This window comes from Frankia torreyi, from assembly GCF_000948395.1.
In the GTDB taxonomy this organism is placed as follows: Bacteria; Actinomycetota; Actinomycetes; order Frankiales; family Frankiaceae; genus Frankia; species Frankia torreyi.
This window is the reverse complement of sequence record NZ_JYFN01000080.1, coordinates 1-26,531: the sequence shown is the minus strand read 5'-3', so window position 1 is coordinate 26,531 and position 26,531 is coordinate 1. Positions and strand designations below refer to the sequence as shown.

At 71.2% G+C, this 26,531-nt stretch carries 20 protein-coding genes and 1 pseudogene; 9 read left to right on the top strand and 12 right to left on the bottom strand.

Features of this window, described 5'->3' with window-relative positions:
- Positions 1-27 precede the first annotated feature (27 nt).
- The 3 genes from FF36_RS28365 to FF36_RS28355 all read right to left on the bottom strand — a co-directional run.
- Positions 28-276, bottom strand: a 249-nt coding sequence (locus FF36_RS28365; RefSeq protein ID WP_339325624.1) for a biotin/lipoyl-containing protein, incomplete at its 3' end; no start/stop codon positions are given.
- Positions 277-421: 145 nt separating this feature from the next.
- Positions 422-1,804: a dihydrolipoyl dehydrogenase gene (lpdA, locus tag FF36_RS28360; protein WP_044888267.1), complete on the bottom strand. Its 1,383-nt coding sequence runs from the start codon at positions 1,802-1,804 to the stop codon at positions 422-424.
- Between the two features lie 339 nt (positions 1,805-2,143).
- Positions 2,144-3,730, bottom strand: a complete 1,587-nt coding sequence (locus FF36_RS28355; protein WP_044888266.1) for a leucyl aminopeptidase — start codon at positions 3,728-3,730, stop codon at positions 2,144-2,146.
- Between the two features lie 130 nt (positions 3,731-3,860).
- On the opposite strand from FF36_RS28355, the gene gcvT reads away from it, so the two are divergent.
- A complete protein-coding gene (gcvT, locus tag FF36_RS28350; protein ID WP_044888265.1) occupies positions 3,861-4,958 on the top strand; it encodes a glycine cleavage system aminomethyltransferase GcvT in 1,098 nt (365 codons plus the stop codon).
- Positions 4,959-4,974: 16 nt separating this feature from the next.
- Here the strand turns inward: gcvT and FF36_RS28345 are convergent, their stop codons facing one another.
- Positions 4,975-5,811 carry an adenosylcobinamide-GDP ribazoletransferase gene (locus FF36_RS28345; protein WP_044888264.1) on the bottom strand — a complete coding sequence of 279 codons (837 nt, stop codon included), beginning with the start codon at positions 5,809-5,811 and terminating at the stop codon, positions 4,975-4,977.
- Positions 5,811-6,947 (bottom strand): nicotinate-nucleotide--dimethylbenzimidazole phosphoribosyltransferase, encoded by a 1,137-nt coding sequence (cobT, locus tag FF36_RS28340; protein WP_044888263.1) that lies wholly within the window; start codon positions 6,945-6,947, stop codon positions 5,811-5,813. The genes FF36_RS28345 and cobT overlap by 1 nt, the downstream gene beginning before the upstream one ends.
- 285 nt (positions 6,948-7,232) lie before the next feature.
- Here cobT and FF36_RS28335 point away from each other — a divergent pair, with 285 nt between their 5' ends.
- Positions 7,233-11,270, top strand: a complete 4,038-nt coding sequence (locus FF36_RS28335) for a DUF4062 domain-containing protein (protein WP_044888262.1) — start codon at positions 7,233-7,235, stop codon at positions 11,268-11,270.
- 72 nt (positions 11,271-11,342) lie between these two features.
- Positions 11,343-11,618 carry a hypothetical protein gene (locus tag FF36_RS41620; RefSeq protein ID WP_044888261.1) on the top strand — a complete coding sequence of 92 codons (276 nt, stop codon included), beginning with the start codon at positions 11,343-11,345 and terminating at the stop codon, positions 11,616-11,618.
- 139 nt (positions 11,619-11,757) lie between these two features.
- Here the strand turns inward: FF36_RS41620 and FF36_RS28325 are convergent, their stop codons facing one another.
- The gene (locus FF36_RS28325) at positions 11,758-13,038 is read right to left on the bottom strand and encodes a cation:proton antiporter domain-containing protein (RefSeq protein WP_052681542.1); all 1,281 of its coding nucleotides are present in this window, start codon (positions 13,036-13,038) and stop codon (positions 11,758-11,760) included.
- Between the two features lie 1,021 nt (positions 13,039-14,059).
- Between FF36_RS28325 and FF36_RS28320 the strand changes: the two genes are divergently transcribed.
- Positions 14,060-15,913, top strand: coding sequence for a glycoside hydrolase family 15 protein (locus FF36_RS28320; protein ID WP_044888260.1), 1,854 nt, complete (start codon positions 14,060-14,062; stop codon positions 15,911-15,913).
- Between the two features lie 39 nt (positions 15,914-15,952).
- Entirely contained in the window at positions 15,953-17,398 is a 1,446-nt protein-coding gene (locus FF36_RS28315) for an MFS transporter (RefSeq protein ID WP_044888259.1), read from the top strand.
- Positions 17,399-17,415: 17 nt separating this feature from the next.
- Here the strand turns inward: FF36_RS28315 and FF36_RS28310 are convergent, their stop codons facing one another.
- The 4 genes from FF36_RS28310 to FF36_RS28295 all read right to left on the bottom strand — a co-directional run bounded on the left by FF36_RS28310 (position 17,416) and on the right by FF36_RS28295 (position 20,809).
- Positions 17,416-17,799, bottom strand: coding sequence for an SHOCT domain-containing protein (locus tag FF36_RS28310; RefSeq protein WP_044888258.1), 384 nt, complete (start codon positions 17,797-17,799; stop codon positions 17,416-17,418).
- A 181-nt stretch (positions 17,800-17,980) separates the two neighbouring features.
- Entirely contained in the window at positions 17,981-18,817 is an 837-nt protein-coding gene (locus FF36_RS28305; RefSeq protein WP_052681539.1) for a ribonuclease BN, read from the bottom strand.
- Positions 18,818-18,990: 173 nt separating this feature from the next.
- Positions 18,991-20,439 (bottom strand): DUF2252 domain-containing protein, encoded by a 1,449-nt coding sequence (locus FF36_RS28300; protein WP_236706455.1) that lies wholly within the window; start codon positions 20,437-20,439, stop codon positions 18,991-18,993.
- Between the two features lie 22 nt (positions 20,440-20,461).
- On the bottom strand, positions 20,462-20,809 hold the full coding sequence (locus FF36_RS28295; protein WP_044888257.1) for a carboxymuconolactone decarboxylase family protein: 348 nt from the start codon (positions 20,807-20,809) through the stop codon (positions 20,462-20,464).
- Positions 20,810-21,064: 255 nt separating this feature from the next.
- On the opposite strand from FF36_RS28295, the gene FF36_RS28290 reads away from it, so the two are divergent.
- Positions 21,065-22,441, top strand: coding sequence for a hypothetical protein (locus tag FF36_RS28290; RefSeq protein WP_044888256.1), 1,377 nt, complete (start codon positions 21,065-21,067; stop codon positions 22,439-22,441).
- Between the two features lie 28 nt (positions 22,442-22,469).
- On the opposite strand, the gene FF36_RS28285 is transcribed toward FF36_RS28290, so the two are convergent.
- Positions 22,470-23,831 carry a diacylglycerol/lipid kinase family protein gene (locus tag FF36_RS28285; RefSeq protein ID WP_242422955.1) on the bottom strand — a complete coding sequence of 454 codons (1,362 nt, stop codon included), beginning with the start codon at positions 23,829-23,831 and terminating at the stop codon, positions 22,470-22,472.
- A 542-nt stretch (positions 23,832-24,373) separates the two neighbouring features.
- Positions 24,374-24,553 carry an SDR family oxidoreductase gene (locus FF36_RS28280; RefSeq protein ID WP_044888255.1) on the bottom strand — a complete coding sequence of 60 codons (180 nt, stop codon included), beginning with the start codon at positions 24,551-24,553 and terminating at the stop codon, positions 24,374-24,376.
- A gap of 23 nt (positions 24,554-24,576) precedes the next feature.
- Here FF36_RS28280 and FF36_RS28275 point away from each other — a divergent pair, with 23 nt between their 5' ends.
- The 3 genes and pseudogenes from FF36_RS28275 to FF36_RS28265 all read left to right on the top strand — a co-directional run.
- Positions 24,577-25,059 (top strand): MarR family winged helix-turn-helix transcriptional regulator, encoded by a 483-nt coding sequence (locus tag FF36_RS28275; protein ID WP_082122313.1) that lies wholly within the window; start codon positions 24,577-24,579, stop codon positions 25,057-25,059.
- A gap of 433 nt (positions 25,060-25,492) precedes the next feature.
- Positions 25,493-25,954, top strand: coding sequence for an anthrone oxygenase family protein (locus FF36_RS28270; RefSeq protein WP_044888254.1), 462 nt, complete (start codon positions 25,493-25,495; stop codon positions 25,952-25,954).
- 375 nt (positions 25,955-26,329) lie between these two features.
- Positions 26,330-26,531, top strand: a pseudogene (locus FF36_RS28265) (helix-turn-helix domain-containing protein); the annotation flags it as partial.

Below are 26,531 nucleotides of genomic sequence, written 5' to 3'. Positions count from 1 at the left end.
GGCCTCGGCGGGGGCGGCCGCGGCGGNACCGCCGCCGGAGCCGTCGTCGATGACCGCGAGCTCGACGCCGACCTCGACGGTCTCGTCCTCCGCGACCTTGATGGAGCTGATGACACCGGAGGCGGGGGCAGGAATCTCGGTGTCGACCTTGTCCGTGCTGACCTCGAGAAGCGGCTCGTCGGCCTCGACGCGCTCACCCTCCTGCTTCAGCCAACGGGTGACGGTTCCCTCGGAGACACTTTCCCCGAGCCGGGGCATCGTGACAGATACAGACATGCTGGAACGACTCCTTCGTCGCGTCCGGCATGCACCGCGCAAGCGGCCGGCCGGAGGCGCTCATGCTTTGGCGTGAACGTGAGTACCTGGGCGGGATCGGGCCGCGGGGCGAACCCGGTCGCGGACCGATCCCAGGGCGATCGCCCTAGCCGTGGACGTGAAGGGGCTTGCCGGCCAGCGCCAGGTGCGCCTCGCCGAGAGCCTCGGACAGGGTGGGGTGGGGGTGGATCAACTGGGCGACGTCGGAGGGGAACGCCTCCCAGTTCGTGATGAGCTGGGCCTCGGCGATGAGCTCGCCCACCCGGTCGCCGACCATGTGGACGCCGACCACCGCACCGTCGGGGACTGCGATCAACGTCACGGCACCGGCGGTCTTGAGGATCTGCGACTTGCCGTTGCCCGCCAGGTTGTAGGTGACGGTGCGGATGTCGCCGAAGCGCTCCCGGGCGGCCGCGGCGGTCAGCCCGACCGACGCCACCTCGGGGTGGGAGTAGGTGACCCGCGGGACGTTGTCGTAGTCGACCGGCACCGGGTTGAGCCCGGCGAGCTGCTCGGCGACGAAGATGCCCTCCGCGAACCCCACGTGGGCGAGCTGCAGGCCCGGCCGCAGGTCGCCGAGCGCGGACACGGTGGGGACGTTCGTGCGCAGGTTGCGGTCGACCAGGACGTAGCCGCGGTCGGTAGCGATGCCGACCTCCTCGTAGCCGAGGCCGGCCGAGACCGGTCCGCGGCCCACCGCGACGAGCAGCAGCTCGGCCTCGATGGTCGTGCCGCTCTCCAGCGACACGGTGACCCCGTGGTCGGTCGTCTTCACGCCGGCGAAGCGGGCGCCGAGGTGCTGTTTGATACCACGCTTGCGGAAGGCGCGCTCCAGCAGCTTGGAGCTGGACTCGTCCTCCAGCGGCACCAGATGCGGCAGCGCCTCGACGATCGTCACCTCGGCGCCGTAGGAGCGCCAGACCGAGGCGAACTCGCAGCCGATGGCGCCGGCCCCGAGGACCACGGCGGATGCCGGCACGTGGTCGAGGGTCAGGGCGTCGTCGCTGGTGATGACCTTGTCGTGGTCGATGTCCAGACCGGGCAGGGACTTCGAGTACGAGCCGGTGGCGAGCAGGACGTGCCGGCCGGTGATGACACGATCGCCGACCGTGACGGACGTCGGCGAGGTGAGCCGGCCGAATCCCTCGACCACCTCGATGCCGCGGGACTTGATCAGGCCGGTCAGCCCCTTGAACAGGCCGGCGATGACCGAGTCCTTGTAGGAGTTGACCTTCGCCATGTCGATGCCGTCGAAGGTGGAGCGGATCCCGAAGGATTCGCTCTCATTGATGTTGTCGACGATCTCCGCCGAATGCAGCAGCGCCTTGGTCGGGATGCAGCCTCGGTGCAGGCAGGTGCCGCCGAGCTTGTCCTTCTCGATCAGAACGACGCTCAGGTCGAGTTCCGCGGCGCGCAGCGCGGCGGCGTATCCGCCGCTGCCGCCACCGAGGATGACCAGGTCGACGGGACCGGCCGCTGAATCCGCCACGCCAGAGGTCCCTTCTCGTTGACTTCTATGGTTGTGCCGGTGATGCCGGAAGCGTGACCCGTACCCACCGGTGTCGCGTGCCCGCGACGCCGGTGACACGGCCGGCCGCGCCGGCGGCGGGCCGGGGACGCCGGCATCGGCGTGCCCTTCGGGCCGGCGTTTCAGGCCACGACTCGCCACACCACGTCGGTCCGAGCCCAGTCTTTCACGCCGTGGGGCCCCTTCCGCTCGGATGGGCGAGTGTGCTGCATCGCGCGGGGTGCGGCCGCTATCGACGCTCTGCCATTCTCCCGGTCGGTCAGTGGGCGGTTGGTCAGTGGGCGGTCGGTCGGCGATGGGTCAGCCGGAGATCGTGGGGCCGTGGCCCGACGACGTGCCGGCACGGTTCTCGGCGAGCTGGATGAGCGTGCGGACGATCACGCCGGTGCCGCCCTTGGGGGTGTGCCCATAGGGCTGCCCGCCGTTCCACGACGGACCGGCGATGTCGATGTGCGCCCAGCTCGCCTCGTCGGGCACGAAGTGGGCGAGGAAGTGCGCCGCGACCAGCATCCCGCCGTCCCGGCTGCCGCCGGGCGGGACGTTCGCGATGTCGGCGACCGTGGAGTCCAGCCCCTTGCGCAGCTCCGGCGGCAGCGGCATCGGCCAGACGCTCTCCCCGGTCGCGGCGGCGGCCGTCGTGACCGCCTCGACGGCGCCGTCGCGGCCCATCACCCCACTCGTGCGCTGGCCGAGCGAGACGATCTGGGCGCCGGTCAGCGTCGCGATGTCCACGATCAGGTCCGGTCCCTCCTCGGCCGCCCGCACGAGGGCGTCCGCGAGGACGAGCCGGCCCTCGGCGTCGGTGTTGAGCACCTCGACCCGGGTGCCGCCGCGCAGCGTCAGCACGTCCGAGGGGCGGATCGCCTCGCCCGACGGCATGTTCTCCGCGCAGGGCAGCCATCCGGTCACCGTGACCGGCAGCCGCAGGCGCGCCGCGGCGACGACCGTGGCGAGGACCGCGGCCGCGCCCGCCATGTCCGTCTTCATCCACTCCATCGCCGTCGGGGGCTTCAGCGACAGGCCGCCGGAGTCGAAGGTGATGCCCTTGCCGACCAGCGCGAGCGCCGGGCCCTCGCCGCCGCGCCACTCGAGGCGGATCAGCCGGGGCGGGTTGGCGGAACCCTGCCCGACCCCGATGATCCCGCCGAAGCCGCCCTCGGCCAGCGCCACCTCGTCGAGAACCTCGACGGTGACGCCGGCGGCGCTTGCCTTCTCGACGGCGACGTCGGCGAGCAGAGCGGGGGAGAGGTGGCTCGGCGGGGTGTTCACCAGGTCCCGGACCAGGACGACCGCCTCGGCGACGACCACGGCACGGTCGATCTCTCCCTGCGCGAGCGGCAGGGACCTGTCGTCCACGAGGAGCGTCAGCGCGCCGACGGGGGTGGGCAGGCCCTTCGCCGAGGTGGTGCGCAGGCGGTCGAAGGAGTAGGCGCCGAGCAGCGCGCCCTCGGCCACCGCCCGGACCGACTCCGCGGTGATCGCGCCGGGCGCGGCGGCCAGGGCCAGCGCCACGGATCCGGTCCCGGCCAGCGCCCGCACCGCCGTGCCCGCCGCGCGGCGCAGCACCTCCGCGTCCAGGGGGGCGTCCACCGGGGCGTCCACCGAGGCGGACAGGGGAGCGGACGCGGACGCCAGCGGGCCGAGCCCGACCGCGAGGACGGTCGCCGCCGGCAGCGCCCCCAGGGTCGCGAAGCGAACGGTCTCGCCGGCCTTCCCCGTCGCGCCAAGCGAGGTGAGCACCGCGGCAAGCCGGCCGCCGAGCGCCGCGTCCACCTCGGCGGCGCCACCGGCCACCAGAAGGCCGTTCTCGCCCGACGCGGTGCCGATCACCACCGCATCCGCCTCGAGATCGACTAGAGCTGCTGAGCTGGGCGCGATGCTGGTCATGCGGTGAGCGTATTGAACGACAAGCCCGGTGGACGACCCTCCGGGCGCCGCGATCGGTCCTTCGCCGCTCCTTCGTCGTTCCATCGCCGCTCATGCCGATCCGGATCGCGGCGGCACTAGGCTGTCCGCCATGGCAGACCTGCGTCGATCTCCGTTGTACGGCCGTCATGTCGATCTTGGCGCGAAGATGGCCGGCTTCGGGGGCTGGGAGATGCCGATCGAATACGCCGGGCGCGGAGTGCTCGCCGAGCACTCCGCGGTCCGTGGCGCGGTCGGAATCTTCGACGTCAGCCATCTCGGTAAGGCCGAGGTGACCGGCGCGGGCGCCGCCGCGTTCGTCAACGCCTGCCTGAGCAACGACCTGGGCCGGATCTCCGCCGGGCAGGCTCAGTACACGTTGTGCTGCGCTGAGGACGGTGGGGTCGTCGACGACCTGATCGCCTACCTCTTCTCCGCCGAGCGGGTCCTGCTCGTTCCCAATGCCGCGAACAACGCCGAGGTCGTCGCCCGCCTCGCCGAGGCCGCCCCCGCGGGCGTGTCCGTCACCGATCGGCACACCGGGTTCGGGGTGCTCGCGGTGCAGGGCCCCGCGGCCCCGACCCTGGTGGCGGCCCTCGGCCTGCCCACCGACGGGGCGTACATGAGCTTCGTCGAGGCGGAGTGGAAGGGCCACCCGGTGATCGTCTGCCGGTCCGGTTACACCGGCGAGCGAGGCTATGAGCTACTGCCTCGCTGGGACGACACGCCTGCGTTGTGGGACGCGCTGTTCGCCGCGGGGGAGGCGCTCGGCGCGTCGCCCGTCGGTCTCGGCGCCCGCGACACCCTGCGCACGGAGATGGGTTACCCGCTGCACGGCCAGGATCTGTCGCGGGAGATCACGCCGGTGCAGGCCCGGTCCGGGTGGGCGGTCGGCTGGGGCAAGGAACGGTTCTGGGGCCGGGAGGCGCTGCTCGCCGAGCGGGCCGCCGGGGCCGCGCGCCTGCTGTGGGGGCTGACGTCGACCGGGCGGGCCATTCCGCGGCCGCACATGCCCGTGACCACGGCAGGCGGCGAACCGGTCGGCGAGGTCACCAGCGGCACCTTCTCCCCGACGCTGCGCCAGGGCATCGGCCTGGCACTGCTGGGCCGCGGCGTCAACGAGGGCGACACCGTGAACGTCGACGTCCGCGGCCGCCCGAGCCCCATGACGGTCGTCCGACCCCCCTTCGTCCAGTCCTCCCCCCGGTAGCGACCGCGGTCTGCCGCTACCGCTGGTGCCCCAGGAAGTGCACCGCGGGGGTCGGCAGGGTCATGGCCATGATGATCAGGGTCACCATGGTGGTGAGCTCGATGATCGCGCCGAGCATGTCGCCGGTCAGGCCGCTGAAGCGGCTGATCAGATAGCGGCGCAGGGCCACCGAGAAGGCGGTTCCGAGGCAGACGGCGACGACGGCGCGCACGGCTCGGCTGACATCCCCGCCGTCGAAGTCGAGGCGGCCGGCCAGCGCCGCCACCGCGCAGACGCCGATGACGGCGAGCACCGCGTCCCGCGTGCGCACGGTGCCGGCCACGAGCGCGCCGAGGCCGTCCGGATGGGCGGGCGGGGTGTGCCCGGTGCAGGCGAGGGTCGCGGCGAGCCGCCCGGTCATGACGGCGACGAGGATCGAGACCGTGCCGCGGTGCACGGTGATGGCGGCGCTGAGCGCCACGACCTGCAGCAGCACGACGAACACGACGCTGACGACGCCAAAAGCACCGATCGTCGACTCGCGCATGATCTCCAGGGCGCGGTCCCGCCCGCGCACCCGCCGCGCGCCGAGGCCGTCGCCGAGATCGGCCAGGCCGTCGAGGTGCAGGCCCCGGCTGGCCAGCGCGAGGATGGCGATGCCGACCGCGGCGGGCAGCAGGCTCTGGTTGCGGTGGCCGGGCGTCCCGGTCGTGACCCGCAGGGCGACCACGACCACGGCGGTGACCAGCCCGAGGACCAGGCCGACCAGGGGAGCCAGCGCCATGGCGCGGCCGGCCAGACGCCGGTCGAGCCGCTCCGGCCCGCGCAGGGGGAGCGCTGTGAGCAGCGTGAACGCGGTTCTCGCCGCCACCATCACGTGACGTCGACCGCCGCGCCGTCGGTGGCGTCGAGGCCGCCGACGGCCTCGGACTTGCCGCTCACGCCGGCCTGGTCGAACGTCGCCATCTCCGCCAGCGTCGCCTGCGCGGCGCGCACCAACGGCACCGCCAGCAGGGCCCCGGTGCCCTCGCCCAGACGCAGCCCGGCGTCGATCAGCGGCGTGAGCCCGAGCGCGCCCAGCGCGATCGCCTGCGCCGGTTCGGGGGAGCGGGTGCCCGCCACCCACCACTGCCGGGCGCCCGGCGCGATGCGTTCGGCCGCCAGCGCCGCGGCGCAGACGATCACGCCGTCGAGGACGACCGGGGTCCGTCGCACGGCGGCCTGCACCAGCAGGCCGGCGAGCGCCAGCAGGTCCGCCCCGCCGACGACCCGCAGCATCGACAGCGCGTTGCCGGCGAACGGCCGCCCGCGTCGCATGGCATCCCGGATCGCGGCCGTCTTCACCATCCAGCGCCGGTCGTCGATGCCCGTGCCGCGCCCGACCACCTCGATGGGCTCGCGGTCGCACAGCAGCGCGACGATGGTCGCCGCGGGGGTGGTGTTCCCGATCCCCATCTCCCCGGGGACGAGCAGATCCGCACCCGCGTCGATCTCCTCGTCCGCGATGAGCCGGCCGACGGCGAACGCCCGCTCGGCCTCGGCCACGCTCAACGCGTCCGTCCGGTCGATCCGTCCGCTCGAGCGCCGCACCCGGTAACGGTCGGGCGGCGCGGTGCCGTCGACTCCGCCCACGGTCGTGGGCCGCGGGCTGTCCACGGCGACGTCGACGACCCGCACGGCGGCCCCGACCTGGCGGGCGAGGACGTTGACCGCCGCCCCGCCGGCGGCGAAGTTCGCCACCATCTGGGCTGTCACATCGCTGGGGAACGCGGACACGCCGAGCTCGGCGATGCCGTGGTCGCCGGCGATCACGATCGCCCGGACCCGCTCGAAGGGCCGCGGGGGACAGGTCCCCTGCACGCCGGCGAGCCAGATCGACAGCTCCTCGAGCCGGCCGAGCGCGCCCGGCGGCTTGGTCAGCTCGCCCTGCCGGCGCCGGGCCGCCGCCATCGCGTCGCTGTCCAACACCGGGACGACGGGAACGACGCTGCTAGCGTCACGGGAATCCACGAGGTCCTTACTACCTGATCGGTCTGGGGGAGCTGGCACCCCGTCTCCCCCGCGGCAGGCCGCGCCGACGCGCGGCGGGACGGCGCCGAGCGGGCGGCGACCCGAGGCCGAGGCGGACGGACCGTCCCCGGGCGGCCACGCAGCAGCGGCGGAGGATGCGGGTAGCGGAGTCGATCGGATACGTTGCGACATGTGTCGTTCCCGGTTGATCCGTCCTCGGATCGGATTCGGGCACCCGGCTCGGGGCCGGCCGGCGGTGGGCCGCCGGTACAGCGCGAACGGCGGGTGTTTCTGAGCCATACCGCGGAGCTGCGCCGGTTTCCGCGGGAGCGATCGTTCGTCGCCGCCGCCGAGCGGGCCGTCGCGCTGGCGGGCGACCGGGTGATCGACATGGAGTACTTCGGCGCCCGGGACGCCGATCCGGCCGACTTCTGCGTGCGGACGGTCCTTTCCTCCGACGTCTATCTGGGGCTCATCGGCTTTCGTTACGGCTCGCTGGTGACCGGCCGGCCCGAGACGTCCTACACCGAGCTGGAGTTCGACACGGCCACCCGGGCCGGAATGCCCCGCCTGGTGTTCCTGCTGGACTATCTCGCCGAGGTTCCGTTCGGTGAGTTCGTCGACGAGAGCCATGCGGAACGCCAGAAGGCGTTCCGCAGTCGGCTGCGCGAGTCCGGCATCATCACGGCCGATTTCCGCGGTGCCGGCGATCTGGAGACGGCCGTCCTCGACGCCCTGGTGAAGCTGCGGGAGAGCCAGCGCCGGGCGGTCGACCTCAGTGGTGGCGACTCGACCGCGGCCGGCGGCGGCGCACCGGTCGCGGGCGCCGGTCGGCCACGCAGGCCGTGGATGCTGCCCGGCGACCGGGACGACTTTGTGCCCCGCCCCGCGCTCACCGCGGTCGTGCTCGCCGAGGTGCTCGCGAGTGCGGCGGGCGCGGCCCGGCTCGGCGCCGTCCGGGAGCCCATCGTGCTGCACGGCACCGGCGGGATGGGGAAGACCACGCTGACCCGCGGGGTCTGCCGGCAACCGGAGATCGCCGAAACGTTCGGCGGCGGGCTGCTCTGGGTCACGATCGGGGAGACGCTGGACGGCGCCCGGCTCGCGGAACGGATCAACGATCTCAGTGAGGCGCTCAGCGGCGTCCGGCCGACCCTCGCCGATCCGGAGCAGGCCGGCTTCCACCTCGGGACGCTGCTTGGTGACGAGTCCCGGCTACTGGTCGTCGACGACGTGTGGAACCCCGCCCAGTTGCAGCCGTTTCTGCTGGGTGGGGCGGGTACCGTCCGGCTCGTCACCACCCGGCTGCGTGACCTCGTGCCCCGGGCACGGATGATCGAGATTCCGGCGATGCTCCCCACCGAGGCCATGACACTGCTGCTGCGCGACCTCGACATGCAGGCGCCGGAGGCGGCCGAACGGCTGCTGGGGGTGACCGGGCGCTGGCCGGTGCTGCTGCGCCTGGTCAACCGCGCGCTCGTGCGGCATGTCCGCGACGGCATGAGCCTGACCCGGGCCGCCGAGCGGGTGCTGCGCCGGATGCGCCGGCGCGGCCCGACCGGGCTCGACGTCAGCCGGGCCGCGCAGCGCACCGAGGCGGTCGAGGCCACCCTGGCGGCGAGTCTCGGCCTGCTGACCGGGCACCGTCTGGAGCGTTACCTGGAACTCGCGGTCTTCCCCGAGGACGTCGAGATCCCGCGCCGGGTGCTCGACGCCTACTGGGGGGCCACCGGCGATCTCGATCCGGACGAGGTCGACGACCTCTGCCAGGAGCTGGCGGACCTCTCCCTGGTCGTCGCCTACCGCAGGTCGCCGCCCGCGCTGCTGCTGCAGGACGTGCTGCGCACCTACTTGCGGGTCCGGGTCGGCGAGGACCGGCTGCGCGAGTTCGAGGCCGTGCTCTGCGACGCGCTGCGCGACACCTTCCTGCCCGCCCTGCCCGCCCTGCCCGCCCTGCCCGCCCTGCCCGCTTCGGCCGCCTCGGCGACGGTGCCGCCGGCGGTCCTGGCCGTGGCGCCGGGCGAGCCGTGGTGGCTGCTGCCGGAGTCCGCCGACTACGCGTGGACCCACCTCGTCGGCCATCTCGTCGGTGCGGGCCGGACGGCCGAGGTCGCCGCGCTGGTCCGGGATCTGCGCTGGACCCTGGCCAAGCTGCAACGCCCGCAGCTCGGCCCGGTCGCTGTCCAGGCCGACCTCGCCCTGGCGGCGACCGTCCTACCGGACGAGCCGGTGCTGGCCGCGTTGCGCCGCGCCGTCCTGCGTAACGCCCACCTGCTCGGCCCGACCGACCCGCCGGCCTCCCTCGGCGCGGTCCTGACCAGTCGCCTCGACGGCAGCCCGGAACTGGACGACGCCCGGTCCGCCCTCGCGGCCCACGTCGCCCGGCCCCGGCTGACCAACCGATGGTCGCGACCCGACCAGCCGCATCCGGCCCTGCGCCGCACCTTCGCCGGGCATCGGCGCTGGGTGGACGGGCTCGCCGTCGCCCCTGACGGGCGGTCGCTGGCCTCCACCGGCGGTGACGGCGCCATCCGGCTGTGGGAGGTGCCCGACGGGCGTGGCCAGGCCGTCCTGGCCGGGCACGACGGCGACGTGTCCGCCTGCGCGTTCGCCCCGGACGGCCGGGCGCTCGTCTCCGCGGGAGCGGACGGGACGGTGCGGATCTGGGCGGTGCCGAGGCGGTGGGACGACGGCTCCCCGGTCCGCGCGGACGGCGCCTGGCCCGCCGGCCCGGCGGTCGGCCCGGCGGTCGGCCCGGGTCGACCGGCCGCGCCGCGGGTGTTGCGGGGCCATCACGGCGAGGCCACCGCCTGCATGTTCAGCCCGGACGGCGCCCGCGTCCTGTCCGTCGGCGCGGACGGGACCCTGCGCGGGTGGGATGCCTTCGACGGAGAGCCGCTGCTGACCGTGACCCTGGCGGACGCGCCGTTGCGATGCTGCGTCGTGGCTCCGGCCGGCGACTGGCTCGCCGTCGCCGGGGACGATGGCGTGGTCCGGATCTGCGATCCGTTGACCGGCCGCCAGACGACGACCCTGACCGGTCACGTCGGGCCCGTTCTGTCGCTGACGGTCGCGCCGGACGGCACCTGGCTGGGTTCGGCGGGCCGCGACGGCACGTTGCGCCGCTGGACGATGCCCGCCGGCCGCCAGATCGGTCTGATCCGGGAGGACTCCGGGGCGATCCACGCCGCCGCGGTCGACCGGGCCGGCCGGCTGCTGGTGACGACGAGCCGGGAGGGCGTGATCCGGCTGTGGGACGCGCCGACCGGTAGGCACCGGGCCGACCTGTCCGGGGCGGTCGCCAGCCGGGCCTGTGTCCTCGCGCCGGACGGAACGTGGGTGGCCGCCGGCGGCCGGTACGGCGCGATCCGGTTGTGGGCCACCGACGTCGACCTGCCGAAACCGTCCGTCGGCGGGCGGGACGGACCGATGCGGGGCTGCGCCGTCGTCGCCCCCCGCGGCGGCGAGAGCGCCTCCCTGGTCGTCGCCTACACCGACGACGGCACCGCCGTCTGGGATCTGGACACCGGCGAGCGCACCGGCGTCGCGATCGGCGGCGTCGCGGACCGGGTTCGCGGCGCCGAGGCCGGTCCCGACGGCGCCTGGGTGCTCGTCCCCGCGGACCTCACCGCGCTGCGCCGCTGGGATCCGGTGACGGGCGCCGTCCTGGGGACGCTGACGGCCGACGCCGAGATCACCGGCTTCGCCCTCGACCCCACCGGCTCCTGGGCCGTCGCCGCCTGTCGGGACGGCACGCTGCCGCGCTGGGACGTCATGACCGGACACCCGCTGCCGCCGCTGGCCGCCCCTCCCGCCCCGACCGACGTGTCGGGCCCACCCGTGCCCCGGGGTGCCGTCGAGGCCTGTGCCGTCAGTCCGGACGGACGCTGGGTCGCCGCGGGGGGAGAGGGCCGGACCGTGCGGCTGTGGGAGGTCGCGACAGGGCGGCTGCGCCGTGAGCTCGCCGGGCACACCGACGGCGTCCTCGGCGTCGCGTTCTCACCCGACGGTGGGTTGCTGGCCTCCGCCGCGGCCGATCACACCGTGCGGGTCTGGCTGGTCGGCGACGGCGCGTCCGTCGCGACGCTGACCGGCCATCAGCACACCGTGCGCTCGGCGCGGTTCTCACCGGACGGGGCCTGGCTGGCCACGGCGGGCGGCGACGGCGCGCTGCTGGTCTGGGACACGACGAGCTGGACGTGCGCCGCCGTGATGCGCTTCGACGGCGGGGCCCGGGACTGCGTCTGGCTGCCTCCCGAGCTGGGCGGCGGCATCATCCTGGCCTGCTCGGCCGGCCTGCACCGCTACGACCTCGACCTCTGACCACCGGGTTCTGCGGGACCTTCGCGATACCTTCCAGGTCGCTACACGGGCCTCGACCAGGGATGATGCTCGGTGACCGCCGAGTCGGCGCCATCGTTCGCCGTGTCGAACGTGCGTTCCGAACCTCGGGTAGGTCTGGACGGTCCGAACCATCTGGTGACCGTGACCGTGGGGGCGTGGTCTGGTCGACGGTTTCTGTTCTGCCTCGGCACCGTCGCGACCCTCGGTATCCGCCTCGGCGTCTCGACATGTGGCGGTTCTCGTCAGCTGGTGTACGGATTCCTCAAGGTCATGGGTGTGCGCGCCATGTCGAGTGCCGGCTGGGGGAAGCGGGGGCCTGCCGTGTAGGAGCGGGCCCGGGTTCGACCGACCGATGCCAGGACTCCGGCGGTGGTGAGGTCGCGGAGGTCGCGCCGCCCGGCAGGCCGGCCGCGAGCTGCCCGACGACCTCCAGGAGGAGCCATCGTTGTCAGGCTAGCCTTCCTGATCATGTTCTCGACCCCTTGGCTGGACGGGCGAGGCGGGTTGGCGGCGGTGCCTGGGTAGCTTCGCGCATCTCAGGATGGCGGGCTGCCGCGGCCGCGTACCAGCGTCCGTAACGCTGAGCGCCCCACGGTGCGGTGAGGCCGTGCAGAACTACACTCAGACCAACAGTCAGCATCACCACCGGGACGATCTGGTGCTGTTCGGGCAGACCGCTGGTGGCGACCAGGTCCGCGAAGACGATCGACGCCAGCCCGCGTGGCCCGAACCAGCCGACATACGCCACGGTCTGGGGTGCGATCTTTGATCCACACAACGAGACGGCGACCGGGATCATCCGGATGGCAGTCAGGCTGAGCAGCCCATAGGCGACCGTCGTCCAGGTCACGTGTTCGAGGGCTGGTGCCAGGAACAGGGCGCCGAACAGCACGAAGCTCACGGAGACACCGAGCTCGGCGACATCTTGCGGCATCTGTTGCGCCGCGGCCAGGCTCTCGCGCGCGAGCAGGCCGGCCACGAGGCCGGCGGCCCATGCCGCGATGAAGCCGCTGCCGTCGATCAGGTCCGCCAGCGCGTAGGCCAGCGTCGCCGTGGCGAGCAGCGCGACCGACTGCCACGGCCGGCTGGACCAGCCCCTCTTCATCGACCACCGTAGGGCCAGGGCACCACCGGCGCCCAGCGCCACCCCGATGGCGCCGGAGGCCACCAGGGCGCGCAGAAACACCGACACGGCATGTCCGCGGCCGGCGGTTCTTTCTTCCTCCTCCGCCAGGGCCAGGAAGATGGTCACGAACGGAAGGGCCAGGCCATCGTTGAGGCCGCCTTCGACGTTCAGTGCATGTCGGATCAGCGGGGGAACCCGCTGGTTGTTGATGACCGGCAGCCCAAGTGCCGAGTCGGTGGGTGCCAGTATGGCCGCCAGCAGCGCCGCTTCCCACACGCCGAGGCCGGGGAACAGCGCCGACGCCAGCACCCAGCCGGCAGCGATGGTCAACGGGAACCCGATTCCCAGCAGCCGGCCGGGCAGCGGCGCCTCCGTCACCCAGGGCCCCAGGCCGGCCCCCATGGCGTCGGTGAACAGCACGATGACGAGGGTCAGTTCCAGAACCGCCGCGACGCCGTGCTCACCGACGGACGAGGCGATCAGTCCCGAGACCTGTTCGCTGGCCAGCAGGCCGGCCGCGGTGAACACCAGCGCGCCGCTGATCGGCGTCTGCCGCAGGCGCCGATCCACCAGCGCGTAGGCCATCAGCGTCACCGCCACGACCGCGACCGCGGAGTCCAATGCTGTGCTCCTGCCTTATACAGGATCGCCCAGGAGACCAGAAGAGAGGGTAAACGGCTAGGAAACCTCGACAACGGCTGTGCCACATCTGCGGCGCCGGGGTTTGATGCCCAGGACATCCTGAGAGGCGACGGCCAGGGTACGACGGTCCTGGACCGAGGCCGAGATGCCGGAATATCGTTTCCGACGACAACTTCGCGACCATCGTGTAGGCGGTCGAGTGGGGTCGCAAGACGATCAGGAGCCTGCTCGAACGTATCTCAGTACCAACCCGACATCATCGCCTGATTCCTCGGCCAAACCGGGGGCCTGGCCCCTCGATCCAGAACTCTCGTAGCCAGACCCTGACCATTCAAGATCTGTACTGGCTGTCAACGCGGCGGTTGCCTCGACGCCACGTGGGCACCTCCGCCATTTCGCTGACATAAAAGGCTCTACGGATTCCGAGGTGATGTTCCACCTTGCCCTGACGTTCGGGCTGGCGGAGGACCCCGTCGGGGGGTTGGAACGAATGGCCGGTTTCGTCGAGAGCGCCGGAGCCGCTGAGCGAGCTGCCCGGGGTGTGGCGGGAGATATCCCCATCCACGGCACTCGTCATCACCGACACGCCACACCAGCGCCCCTTCCGTCCACAGCCGCCCGGGTAAGAAGAGTGCGGCTGCCCCGGTTTCTCGGTGGCGCCGTCCGGCGGTTGTCGCGGCGGCCGTCCCGGTCACCTGCGGTGAAGGTGCGGCGATGGTCCGCGGGACGGAGGATGGACGGTGGGGGCTGGCGGGCCTGCCGGCGGCAGGGGAAAGCTCGACAGCTACGAGCTCAACAATGCGGGAGGGGCCTTCTGGACCGGGCATCATAACCACGCACTTCACCCGCCGACGCAGCGAGGGTTTCCGCGGTCGTACTCCGGAGTGCTGCAGGCCCACGTCGCCGCCCTCGCGCGTCGCGGGCAACCAGGGCTGGGGCATGCCGCGGGCTCGGGCCACCGGCAGGCTCATGGTCCGCGACGACCGCGGGAGGAACCATCATGAACGACTACCCACCTATCGCGGATCACGGTCTCGTGGGCGACCTGCAGACCGCGGCGCTGATCGCCGCCGACGGGACCGTGGACTGGTGGTGCACCCCGCGGTTCGACTCGCCGAGTGTCTTCGCCTCGTTGCTCGACAGCGATCGTGGCGGTTACTGCCGCTTGGCCGCTGACCTCGGCGCGGCCGACGAGGCCGGCGTGCGGCAGCTCTACCTGACCGATACCGCCGTGCTCGTCACCCGGTTCATGGCCCCGGGCGGGGTGGGCGAGGTGCTCGACTTCATGGAGCCCGACCCCTCGAACACCCCGTCGGCGCGGCATCGGCTGATCCGGGTCGCCCGGGTGGTTCGCGGCAGTCTGCCCTTCGAGCTGCTGTGCCGGCCACGGTTCGACTACGGTCGCGCGTCCCACACGCTGCGCCATCTCGACGACGGATCGGTGGTGTTCCACGGGCCTGATACGGATCTTCACGTGCAGGCGACCGCCCCGATCGCGCTCCATCCGGACGGCCACGACGTCTCTGCCCGCTTCACTCTCGACGCCGGTGAGCTGGCCGCGGTTGTCCTCACCAGCGAGAGCGGTGACGCCGCCGCCCGCGGCGGACGCCCCGGCGGTCCGCCGCCCACCGTGCAGGCGATCACCGCTGCGTTCGACGCCTGCCGCGCCTTCTGGCTGACCTGGCTGCGCGCCTCCCGCTACCGAGGCCGGTGGCAGGAGATGGTCACCCGCTCGGCGATCACCCTGAAACTGCTCACCTACGCGCCCACCGGCGCTCCCATCGCCGCCGCCACGATGGGTCTGCCCGAGCAGATCGGCGGCGAACGCAACTGGGACTACCGCTACACCTGGATCCGCGACGCCTCCCTGTCGGTCCACGCCCTGACCACTCTTGGCTTCACCCGCGACGCGAACGCCTACCGCCGCTGGCTACGCGAACGCCTCGACGCCGGCTGGACCGCGTCCGGTGAACCGCTTCAGATCATGTACCGCGTCGACGGGGAACCCCACCTGACCGAGGAGATCCTCGATCATCTGGAGGGCTACCGCCGCTCCGCGCCGGTCAGGGCCGGCAACGCCGCCGCCGACCAGATTCAGCTCGACATCTACGGCGAGGCCGCCTATGCCCTCGCCGAGGCGAGGGACATCGGCGGAATCCGCGGCTGGAACGCCTTCACCGCCGTCATCGACTGGCTCACCGACCACTGGGACCGCCCGGACGAAGGTATCTGGGAAACTCGCGGCGGCCGGCAGAACTTCACCTACAGCCGCCTCATGACCTGGGTCGCCTTTGACCGGGCCATCGGTTTCGCGACCGCCTACTCCCGTCCCGCCGACCTCACCCGCTGGCAGACGGCCCGCGACACCGTCTTCCGGCAGATCATCGACCGTGGCTGGAACGACAAGCGCCGTGCCTTCGTCCAGCACTACGACACCGACGTCGTCGACGCCTCCCTGCTGCTCATGCCCCGCGTCGGCTTTATCGCCCCGAACGACCCCGACTGGCTGAGCACGCTCGACGCCATGAACGACGAACTCGTCAGTGACAGCCTCGTCTACCGCTACAACCCCGCCGCCTCCCCCGACGGACTACGGGGCTCCGAGGGCACCTTCAATCTCTGCAGCTTCCTCTATGTGCAGGCCCTCGCCCGCGCCGGCCGCCTCGACCAGGCCCGCTACGCCTTCGACAAGATGCTCACCTACGCCAACCATGTCGGCCTGTTCGCCGAGGAGATCGGACCGTCCGGTGAACAGCTCGGTAATTTCCCCCAGGCCTTCACGCACCTCGCGCTCATCGACGCCGCCATCGCCCTCGACGAGGAGCTCGACCGCGCCGAGTACCTGGCCCGCTGACCGTCGGCGGCGCGATTGGAAGCGAGGTACGCGGCGACCATGACCGAGCAGACGCCCGACGCAGGTCCCCTCACCCCGCCACGGTCGGCCGGCACCGACCGACGAGTCCTGGCACCGCTCGCGCTCGCGCAGTTCATCTGCAGCTTCGCCGGGTCGAACATGAATGTGATGATCAACGACATCAGTCGCGACCTCGACACGACCGTCCAGGCCGTTCAGGTCGTCATCACGGTCTTCCTCCTGGTCATGGCCGCGCTGATGATCCCCGGCGGCAAGCTGACCGACCGGCTGGGCCGCAAACGCTGCTTCCTCACCGGGCTCGCGGTGTATGGGACAGGGGCCGTGCTCAGCGCCGCCGCGCCAGGGGTTGGCGTACTGCTCATCGGCAACTCGATCCTGGAAGGTGTCGGTACCGCCCTGCTGATCCCCCCGGTCTACATCCTCACCACGTTGCTGTTCACCGACCTCACCGCCCGAGCCCACGCCTTCGGGATGATCATGGCCGCTGGCGGCCTCGGGGCGGCGGCGGGCCCACTCATCGGCGGCCTGATCACCTCCGCGATCAGCTGGCGCGCGGCCTTCGCCTTCCAGGCCCTGGTCATTGCGCTCATCATCGCGCTGAGCCGGTCCGTCCCCGACCCGCTCCCGCCGGACCCGCACCGTCACTTCGACCTCCCCGGCGCGGTCCTGTCCGCAGGCGGCCTCACCCTGATTGTCATGGGCATCCTCGCCGCCGACAACAGCCTGGCCCTCACGGCCGCCCTCCTGGCCGCCGGCGTGCTCGTGCTGGCCGGATTCCTGCACTGGGTACGCCGCGAGGAGCGAGCCGGCCGGGAGCCGCTGCTGTCCACCAGTCTGTTCCACAACCGAAGCTCGAACCTCGGCCTGGTCACCCAGAACATCCAGTGGCTGCTGCTCATGGGCTCGTCCTTCACCGTCGCCGCGTTCCTCCAGGTGGTACGCGGCTACGACGCCATCAAGACCGGCCTCATCTTCACGGCGGCCACTGTCGGTCTGCTCGCCTCGTCGCTTGCCGCCGAGCGGCTTGCGAAACGTCGCTCCCAGGGCACTCTGATCACGGCCGGGTTCGCCCTGACCGTTGCCGGAATCATCCTCCTGATCGGCCTGGTCGCCGGATCACGCAGCCCGTGGGCGTTCACCCCCGGGCTGTTGCTGATCGGTCTCGGCCTCGGCGTGATGCTCACCCCCTCGGTCAACGTCGTCCAGTCCGCCTTCCCCGAGCAACGCCAGGGCGAGATCTCCGGCCTCTCCCGCAGCATCTCGAACCTCGGCTCCTCCTTCGGCACCGCCATCGCCGGCACCATCCTCGTCGCCGGCCTGACCACGAACGCCTACGCCGCCGCCATGGTCACACTCGCCGTCATCGGCGTCCTCGGCCTGGTCGCCGCCACGCTGATGTCCCGGACCACCTCCGGGGCCGACACGCCGGATGGCGGCCAGCCGGATGTCAGCCCGCACGACTGACTGATCTCACTCGGGGCTCAGGTCAGAACGCGGGACTTCGCCCGCTGGAAATCCTCCTCGCTGATCTCACCGCTCCGCCGGAGCTCGACCAGCTTCGCCATGTCGTCGGCAATCCCCTGAGACTGCACCGCGGACGGCTGGAACCCTTGGTACAAGGCCTGCTGCCGCTGCCGGTCCGCCATTGCCCGCTCACCCATCGAATCGCCACGGAATATGGTGTACGCCAGAACTCCCAGAAGCGGGAGGACGATGACGGCGGTCAACCATCCGGCCTTCCCCCAGCCGGAGAGGTCACGACTGCGAAAGATGTCCGAGATGACGACGAAGAGCAGGTACAGCCACAGCATGAGCCCGAAGAACAGCAGCATGGTCCAGAAGGCCGACAGAAGCGGGTAATCCATGATGAAGCCCCCTTGCGCAGGTCGAAATCGGATACCAGCGATGTCTCGTTGAGAGACTTACCCGAACTGCGCGTCACCACACGTTTCGCGGTCCTGGCGGGGAGGCGGGGGAGAAGCTGTCACCGGCGTCGGGGTGGATCGACGAACATTTCGGGTGCGTGACCGTGGGTGGATACGGCAATCACTCGGATGAGGATCTCGCGTGTCGCCTGAATGCGCGGAGGACGGACAGGCCCTGATTGTTGTACCAGCCGCCGACGGTCGCCCCTCCGGTGAGAACGACCCCGAGTCCGATCAGCCACGAAAGAAGCGTGAAAACGACTCCGATCTCGCCGTAGTTCCGCTCGTTCGCAACGATCGATGCCGAGAACAGCAGCCGGCTCACCACCCCGAGGCCGGTCAGGCCGATCGTGGTGAACACGGCTGCGGGCAGGATTTCCCGCCAGCTCAGCCGGCCACGGACGAGAACCCGGGTACCGATCCAGAACAGCAGTCCCATGGCCGCGATGACAATCAGACCCTGGCATACCTGGCCGACTACCGTGCCGGTGAGCACCGCCCCGGTGGCGGTGGTGCCGGCGAGAAAGACGATCAGTCCGGCGAGCCAGACCACCTGAGCCGGCACCCCGCGCAGGCCGAACGCCGGAATCCGGAAGACCCGCAGGTACACCGACTGCACCGCCCCGGCCAGGCTCAGTCCGCCCAGGGTCAGCCAGACCGCGCCGAGGACCGTCCACCCGGACTGCGCGGATCCGCCGCCGTCGGGGGTGAAGAGACGCTCGACGGCCATCGCGGCGTCGTGGTTCAGCCCCATCCGCCTGACGATGATCTCGGCCGCACCGCCGGGGCGCAGCGGCGACACCGCCGCCAGTGTGATGATGAACGGGAAGAACAGCATCAGGATGAGCGCGGCGAGGGTCATCGCACCATTGATCAGATCGCTCTCCCGCAACTGGCGGGCCAGGTCCTCCGCCGAGGACCCGCGCCATCTGTCCCGAAACCCACTGGGTGGTTTCAAAGCCCGCCTCCGGGCGTCGGAAAGACGCCCTCTCGACTGCTCGTGGCGACCCCGGCCGCCGGCCGGTCCCCACTGCCGACCCACACCCAGAGCATCACTCAAAGTGAGGGCCAGCGCATCCCGCCGGGCCGAGCCGGGGACCGTCGACCCCGACGGGTTCCCACCCCCGCCCGTCAGCCTGCCGTGCTGATCCGTCCGGACCGCGCGGCCTCGGCGAGCGCCGCGTGATCGCGTTCGTTCTGGTCGGCGTAGGCCTCGGCGAACCGGGCGATCGCCTGGTCGAAGGCGTCTCCGGCGCCGAGGTAGGCCGCGATCGCGACGCGGTCACCCGAGCGGGCGTGGGCCCGGGCGAGGGTCGCTCCGCACAGCCGCGCGAACAGGGCGAGGCCGTCGGGGTCCATGCGTTCGGGGAGCACGACGCCCTTCCAGTCCTGCAGCTGGCGGACGTAGAAGTCGCGGCGCCGCCCGTCGATGCCGTCCACCCGCTGCCAGCCGAGGAAGATGTCCCCGGCGGCCTGCATCAGACGTTGTCCGGCGACGACTCGCTCCCCCTGGTTGCCATACCGGCTGGCGGGCAGGTGATCCGCCAGGACCGACGCCTGCGCCTCCTTGACCTGCAGCAGCAACGGGTCGTCGCGGTCGCGGCCGAGCAGCAGCGCCACCCAGCAGCGGGTACCCACGCTGCCGACGCCGACGACCTTGCGTGCGACGTCGACGAGCCGGTACTGGGCGAGCAGCGAACGCCGGTCGTCCACCAGGGTGGCGCCGTACTGGTCGATGATGGTGGTGAGCTGATCTGTCAGCAGGTCGCGCTCGGCTCCGCGGAGCAGTTCGCGGACCGGGACGAGCAGCGGCGGGTCGGAGACGAAACGCGGCTGGCCGTCTGTCACCTCGGTCAACCGGGCGAAGGCCCGCAGCCGGTCGCGGGACCGGGCAGTGGTGGCTGCGCGGGACAGGCGCCTGGTGTACCGCCGTCCCAGCACGTCCCCGAGCCGGGCCCGCAGCTGATCCACGTCGACGTGGGCGTACCAGACGTCGAGGTTGGTCATGGCCGCGAACCGGCGCATCCAGGCCCGGTACGCACCGATCGCCGCGCTGACGGCCGCCCGGCGCCGCGCCGGCGCGAACCCGTTGCCGCGGCCGGCGATGACCAGGCTCGCGGCCAGCCGCTTCACGTCCCATTCCCACGGGCCGGGAAGTGTCTCGTCGAAGTCGTTGATGTCGAACACCAGGTGGCGCTCGGGGGAGGCGAGCAGGCGGAAGTTGAGCATGTGCGCGTCGCCGCAGAGCTGGACGTCGATCCCGGAGACCGGGGTGCCGGCAAGATCCGCCGCCATGACCGCGGCGGCACCACGAAAGAACCGGAACGGTGACTCCAGCATGCGCTGGTAGCGCAGCGGGACGAGCTCGGGCAGCCGGGTCCGCGACTGCCGTTCGATCACGTCGACCGGATCGGCCCGGCCCGACGTCGGCGCATACTCGCCGTGAATCCGGCGCGGGGCGAGGATCCTCGCGCCCTTTCCCCGGGCCGCGCGCTCGGTCGGCGTGAGCTGTTCGGACCTCGCGGACAGCCGTGGCCGCGAACCGGCCGCGACCGGCGGTGGGCTGACGACCGCTACCATGCTCTACCTCACACCATTCCCGTTACTCCGGGCTCTCGTTCAGGATCTCGTCCAATCCGAGCGCGCGCAGGACATTCCCCGCGGCCGACACGACCCGGGCACTTCCGACGATCGGTGCGATGGCGGTGGTCACGCCCTGCGCATCGGCGGCGGTGAGGCCTGCCTCCTGGGCAGCGGCGAGGTTCATCAGATAGGAAGCGGGCGCCGAGTCCACGGCGACGAGCGCCGCCAGGCGCACGAGATGGTAGGTGCGCTCGTCCAGGCCCGACCGCTCAAGCGTGTTCAGGTGCATCTGCACGATCTCTTCGAAGACTGGTGCGTCGCCGTGCGCGATCGCGCCGAGCGTCCGCTCAGGAGCCTGTGTCGTCATTACTCTCTCCTTAATTTGACCACTTGCATTTCAAGGATATTTTCCTCGTATTGGCTGCCCGAGACCGGTGGCCCGCAAACATACGACGGCAACGGATCGAGGCGGAGGAAGCGGATTTCGATATTTTTCCGGAGTTTCTCGGCGGCACATTCCCGTCTCGCCTGCCGGCAGTTTATGGTTACTCCTCGCAGGGAAAGTCGCGGCCGCGGGACCGTGCTGGCGGCCTCCCCAGGCAGAAAGCAGGAGGGCTGCGCCATGGTTGCCAGTGCTGGCGGCGGCTCGGACGGCCCGGCGCGTTCGGACGACAAGCGTCCCCTGTCCGTCGGGGAACGGGCGGAGTACGAGCGGCTGCGCAGCGCGGCAGCGGTGCGGCACGACCGGCTACGGACCGTCGGGGCGTCCCTCCTGCTCCTGCTGGCCGCCGTGCTGGCGCCGCTCGCCGTGGTTGCCACCTGGGCGGACACGACGATCTCCGATACGGACCGGTACGTCGATACCGTCGCCCCGCTCGCCACCGACCCCGCGGTGCAGAACCTGGTGATCGACCGTCTGACCGGCCGGGTCGTCAGTAACGTCAACGTCGATCAGGTCACCGCGTCGCTCGCCGGCGTCCTCGCGCGAAACGGCGCTCCCCCCGCTGTCGTGGACCACGCCGACGCACTGGCCGGCGCGCTGAAGACCGCCCTGACCAGCGCGGTACATCAGGTGGTTGAGGGGGTGGTCACCAGTGACCAGTTCCCCCTGGTCTGGGAGAACGCGAACCGTCGGGCACATGCCGCCGTGGTGAAGGTCCTCACCGGTAAGGGCGGCAGCGCCGTGCAGGCCAAGGACAACACGATCGTGTTGGACATCGGCCCGGTCGTCGACAGTGTGCAGAAGCGGCTGGCCGACGCCGGCTTCGAGAAGGCAAACAAGATTCCCGACGTCGACCGACAGATCGTGCTGCTGCGAACGGACAAACTGAGCAAGGCTCAGGACGCCTTGCGGCTACTCGCCGTCCTCGGCCGCTGGCTGCCGGTCGCCGTTGTGGCACTCGCCGCGCTGGGCGTGTGGCTGGCGCCCTCGCACCGCGCCGGGCTCATGGCCACGGGAATCGGAATCGGCGTAACGATGATCGTGCTGCTCGTGGGGCTGGCCGTCATGCGCCAGGTCTATCTGGACTCCGTCCCGTCCGACACCCAGCCGCGGGACGCGGCAGCGGCCATCTACGACACTCTCGTCCGTTTCCTGCGAGACAGCGCGCTTACCTGGCTGACCATAGCCGTCATCATCGTGGTCGCTGGATATCTCTACGGGCCGGGGCGCGGCGCCCGGGCTGTCCGCTCCGGCGCCGCCCACGCCACCGGAGCCGTCGGTCGGGCCGCGACCCGGGTGGGTGTGCGCACCGGCGGCGCGGGCCGCTGGTTGGCCAGGCATCGCCGCCTCACCAGCGGGATCGTCATCGGGGCCGGGGCGCTGGCCCTGGCGCTGTGGAACTCTCCGACCCCGTCATCGGTCGCCCTCGTCCTTGTGGTAGTTCTGATCACTCTGGCTGTGCTGGGTGTCCTTGCCGCCGCCGGCACCATCCGACCCGGTCCCGGGAGCCCCGATGGCAGGCCTTCCGACGGCGTCGTGGGGCCGCCGACCACCTGACACCCACGCCGATACGCACGGGCACGGTTCAGGCCGGCGACCGGCCGACGGCGATGCGGATCAGCGCGGGGAACATCCCCCAGACACCCGGCCGCGCGGCCGGGACCCCGGGCGCGTGCAGTGGAATCCGAATGCGCACAGCCGCCGGAAGCAAGCGGAGATCCAGCGGTGGCGGCAGGCGCAGCGCCTCCCCGTCCACGCCGACGCTGACCGGTCGTGCGGAGTCGATGCGCATGGTGGGGCTGGTCCACTGGTGGAAACCGCGGAACCGGCTGATGGCACCCATGGACTCGAGCGCGACGAGGGCGGGTAGGTCGCGAGCGCGATCGACGCGCAACGCCGCCACGCCAAGCCGGCCGCTGTCGAGCCGGGGCCGGGTACCGAAACCACCAAGGCTGTGCAGCTGGTAGGCGTTGTTGGACACGAGCAGGACGTCCGCGGTCGATCCGGCCTGACCGTCCGGGCCGGTGAAGCGAAGATCCGGCGGAGCGCGGTCCACGCCCAGCAGGTCGGGCAGCATCGCGGCCGCCGTTCCCATCTTGGCGTCACGGTAGCTGTCGGACTGCACGATTTCGGCGTAGACGCCCAACGAGACGTTGTTGACGAACACGCGGTCACCGAGCTGACCGAGGTCAACGCGCTGCTCGACAGCGAGGTCGAACGCGTCGAGCGCCCCCACCACATCCTTCCGGTCGAGGCCGAGGTCAAGGGCGAAGTGGTTACGAGTACCGGCTGGGACGCAGACGAACGCCATCCCTCGCCGCCGTGCCACGTCCGCGACCAGTGCCTGCGAACCATCGCCGCCCGCCATGCCCACCACGTCGGCTCCGCGGTCGGCGGCGTCCTCGGCGAGGGAACGCAGATCAGCGCGTTCCGTGAGGGTGACGACCGCGATCCCCCGCCGGGCGGCCTCCTGAGCGAGATTGTGGCGGTCGGCGGCGCCACCCCCGGAGCGCGGGTTCACCAGCAGGACGCCGCGCCGGGCGGCTCCAACCATGCGCCCCCTGGGGCGGTGTCGTCCGAAGGCGCCGCGCGCTGCGGTTCCCGACGTGACGAGCAGGCACGCGGTGACCAGCATGGTGGTCAGGCCGACCACCCCCGCGAAGGCGATCAGGCCGCCGAGCGCGAAGGCCGCCACTACGGCCGCGCTCAGGCGGCGCAGCCCCCGTCCGACCAGCGCCGCCCAGCCTGCCACCAGCGCGATCGTCACAGCGGCGACCGAAACCGGCAGGGCAATCGGCCGGTCGATCAGCCGGGCGAAGATGACAGTGACCGCCGCGGCGAAGCTCATCAACGCCGCTGAAGCCGCCACCCGCCGGGAGCGGGACACCGGCACTCCCGCCCGCTGCCCCGCCCGCCGCCCCTGCCGGCGAACCATCCAGGAAAGCACGATTACCCATCCTTCCCACCTCGTCGAGTGGTTTCAGCGCAGGACCTTCTCCTCGGCATGCTGGTTTCCGCCTCGGGCAGGTCGCCGGTCGCCTTGAGCTCAGCGAGCCTGGAGAGCGTGTCCGTGTCCGCGTCCATCCCGGCGCCGGAGGCTGTCTCCCGGATACAGGCGGCGACCTGATCCTGTTTCGCCCGCGCATGGTCGACTTCCCGGGAGGCCATTTCCGGCCCTCTCGGGATCAGGTAAAAAGACGCCGAGGAATGGGATGATCGGCGCTGTGGGAAAATGAAGAGAATATTCCAGAAGGCGCCGGGTACTGGATACCGGTAAGCCGGACAGCAGCCGGCAATCTCATATCCCACCCCCTCTCGGAATCGCCCCATCTACCGTCCCATCCGTGACCTGAACCGGCAACTCGATCAGGAGCGAAAAATCAACCCGATGCGGGCGAAGAGGTCTGAATCGGCGTGCAGGACGCATCCCCGAAGGCCAGCGCGACCCGCCCGGTCATACGGATCTGCTCGGCCCAGTCGCGCCGGGCATTAGGTAGCGAGCCAGCTCGGGTAGAGCACGGTGTGCGCGATCCCGGACTCGGCGACGGCCCGCTCGACCGCGCGGTGCACCAGCCCGATGGGCTGGTCGAACTCTCCGACTTCAGAGGACGCCGGCGAGGACAGCAGCACCAGATAGCGCACGCCGGCCTTCGCGGCCCTTTCCAGCAACGCTAACTACGACGGGGAGGGAAGTGTCAACCAGCCCTGGGCGCGGCGGCGAGTTCGACGTGGACGAGGCCGTCCGAGAGCTCCTGCTGCTGATGCCGCAACTGGTCGGGCGGGCCAAGCGGACACCGCCGCCGGATGAGCTGGCCGAACTGGCCCTCGGCCCCCGGCACCTGTCGCTGCTGTCGTACCTGCTTTTCGACGGGCTCATGACCGTGAATGCCCTGGCCGCGCGGTTGGAGGTGGCGCCGATGACGGTCAGCCTCATGGTCGCCGACCTCAGCCGCGGCGGGGTCGTGGAGCGCCGCGAGGATCCCGACGACCGGCGGCGGCGAATCGTGAGCATCGCCGACGTCAGCCGTCCGGCGATCGAGGGATGGCTCGGTCCAGGTGCCACCGCCTGGCGAGAGGCCCTCCAACCGCTGACCCCGGCCGAGCGCCGCCTGGCCGTCGACACCCTACGTGCCCATGAACGCGCCACCGGCAAGCGAGCCTCATCCGCGAGCTGAGCAGGTCGCGGTCAAGCGCGACCTGCGTTCATGAACGGTCGAGGGTGCCATGCGCTCCCAAGCGGTCGCCTCGGCATCTGTCGTTCGCCGAGCGTGAGGAGATCGATCAACCAGTCTGCCGGCGAACAACCTCACACGCCGGTTCCCAGCGGGGACGGCTTGCGGATACGAGCCAGCCAAGGCTCATCGACCGGCCAGCCCACCCTCGCCAGGAAGCATCGCACCGATTACAATTCGTGACGGATCGACTCACCCGCCCGGCACGCCGCCGGGCGTCAACCGCCCGGTAGCCCGCATTACCCCCGCCACGGGCCATCCCGCTGCGCCGTCCGGCACGCCAGGCAGGAAAAGGACAACGGGTCGCGACGACCCGTCCGGCTTGGTATGAACACATCCACTCAGCGGCGTCTGATGGATGGAGAGCCAAAAAATCATGGTCTCGACCCTTGTCGTAGTCTCCCTCGTGCTGGCCGGGCTCGTCGCGGGGACGATGACCATTGGTCTGGTCGCCGTGCGGCCTGCGATGCATTCCCTGCCCGCGACCACCTACGTACTCGTCAAGCAGGCGTTCGACATCAGCTACCCGAAGTTCATGAAGCCGCTGCAGATTGCCTGCCTGCTCTCGACGGTGGCCCTGACGGCGGTCGCCGCCGTAGTTGGCTCCGCCGCCTGCGCGATCCTGGCCGCGGTCGCCGCGGTGGGCGTTTTCACCAACATCATTGTCACCGTGCGTGGCGACCTCCCGATCAACAACGCGATGGCCACCTGGACGCCGGGCGCGCCGCCGAGCGACTGGCAGTCCCAGCGGGCCCGCTGGGACTTCTTCAACTCCATCCGGACGATCGCCGCTGTCAGCGCCCTGGTGCTGCTCGCGCTGGCGGCGACCATATCCTGACGCCTTCTCCCCGCACTCGTCCGCCCGGCAATCGTGAAACGTCAACTCGACCAGGCCGTTTGCCAACGGTTGCGGATCATTCGGCAAGGAGCCGTCCGCGGGCGGACCTGTCCCCCGCTCGCCCGACTTCTCTAAGGCGATCCTGACGCACTGCTAAACCCAGAACCCAGAACCTGATCAACACCCAGAACGCCTCAGGCCTGTCCGGAACACCCGACTTATCCGCCGCGAGCGAAACCCCCGCAATCGCCCACGGCGGCCACACCTCGGGGAGCAATGCCGTTTAGCCTAGTAGACCGTCGCNGTTTAGTTCTGGGGTGTGGCAGGCTGGTGTTGGCAGATCTTCCTCGTCCCCTCTGCCGGTCAGGACAAGTCATGCCGTCACAGAAGAAGCGGCCGGTCACCTTGACCGCGGCCGATCGTGAAGCGTTGGTTCGGGTCACCACCACGGGTGTGCATCCGGCCTCGATGATCAGGCGGGCGCAGGTGCTGCTCGCGTTGGACACCTCGACCGGCGAGGTTGATCCTGTCGAGGTGATCGCGGCACGGCTGGGTGTCTCGGGTGAGACGCTGCGGC

Excerpts from the sequence above, each read along its gene's own strand:
- FF36_RS28270 (WP_044888254.1), top strand. The coding sequence starts at position 25,493 with ATGGTCTCGACCCTTGTCGTAGTCTCCCTCGTGCTGGCCGGGCTCGTC.
- FF36_RS28315 (WP_044888259.1), top strand. The coding sequence starts at position 15,953 with ATGACCGAGCAGACGCCCGACGCAGGTCCCCTCACCCCGCCACGGTCG.
- FF36_RS28295 (WP_044888257.1), bottom strand. The coding sequence starts at position 20,809 with ATGACGACACAGGCTCCTGAGCGGACGCTCGGCGCGATCGCGCACGGC.
- FF36_RS28290 (WP_044888256.1), top strand. The coding sequence starts at position 21,065 with ATGGTTGCCAGTGCTGGCGGCGGCTCGGACGGCCCGGCGCGTTCGGAC.
- FF36_RS28300 (WP_236706455.1), bottom strand. The coding sequence starts at position 20,439 with ATGGTAGCGGTCGTCAGCCCACCGCCGGTCGCGGCCGGTTCGCGGCCA.
- FF36_RS28320 (WP_044888260.1), top strand. The coding sequence starts at position 14,060 with ATGAACGACTACCCACCTATCGCGGATCACGGTCTCGTGGGCGACCTG.
- FF36_RS28345 (WP_044888264.1), bottom strand. The coding sequence starts at position 5,811 with ATGGTGGCGGCGAGAACCGCGTTCACGCTGCTCACAGCGCTCCCCCTG.
- FF36_RS28310 (WP_044888258.1), bottom strand. The coding sequence starts at position 17,799 with ATGGATTACCCGCTTCTGTCGGCCTTCTGGACCATGCTGCTGTTCTTC.
- FF36_RS28355 (WP_044888266.1), bottom strand. The coding sequence starts at position 3,730 with ATGACCAGCATCGCGCCCAGCTCAGCAGCTCTAGTCGATCTCGAGGCG.
- gcvT (WP_044888265.1), top strand. The coding sequence starts at position 3,861 with ATGGCAGACCTGCGTCGATCTCCGTTGTACGGCCGTCATGTCGATCTT.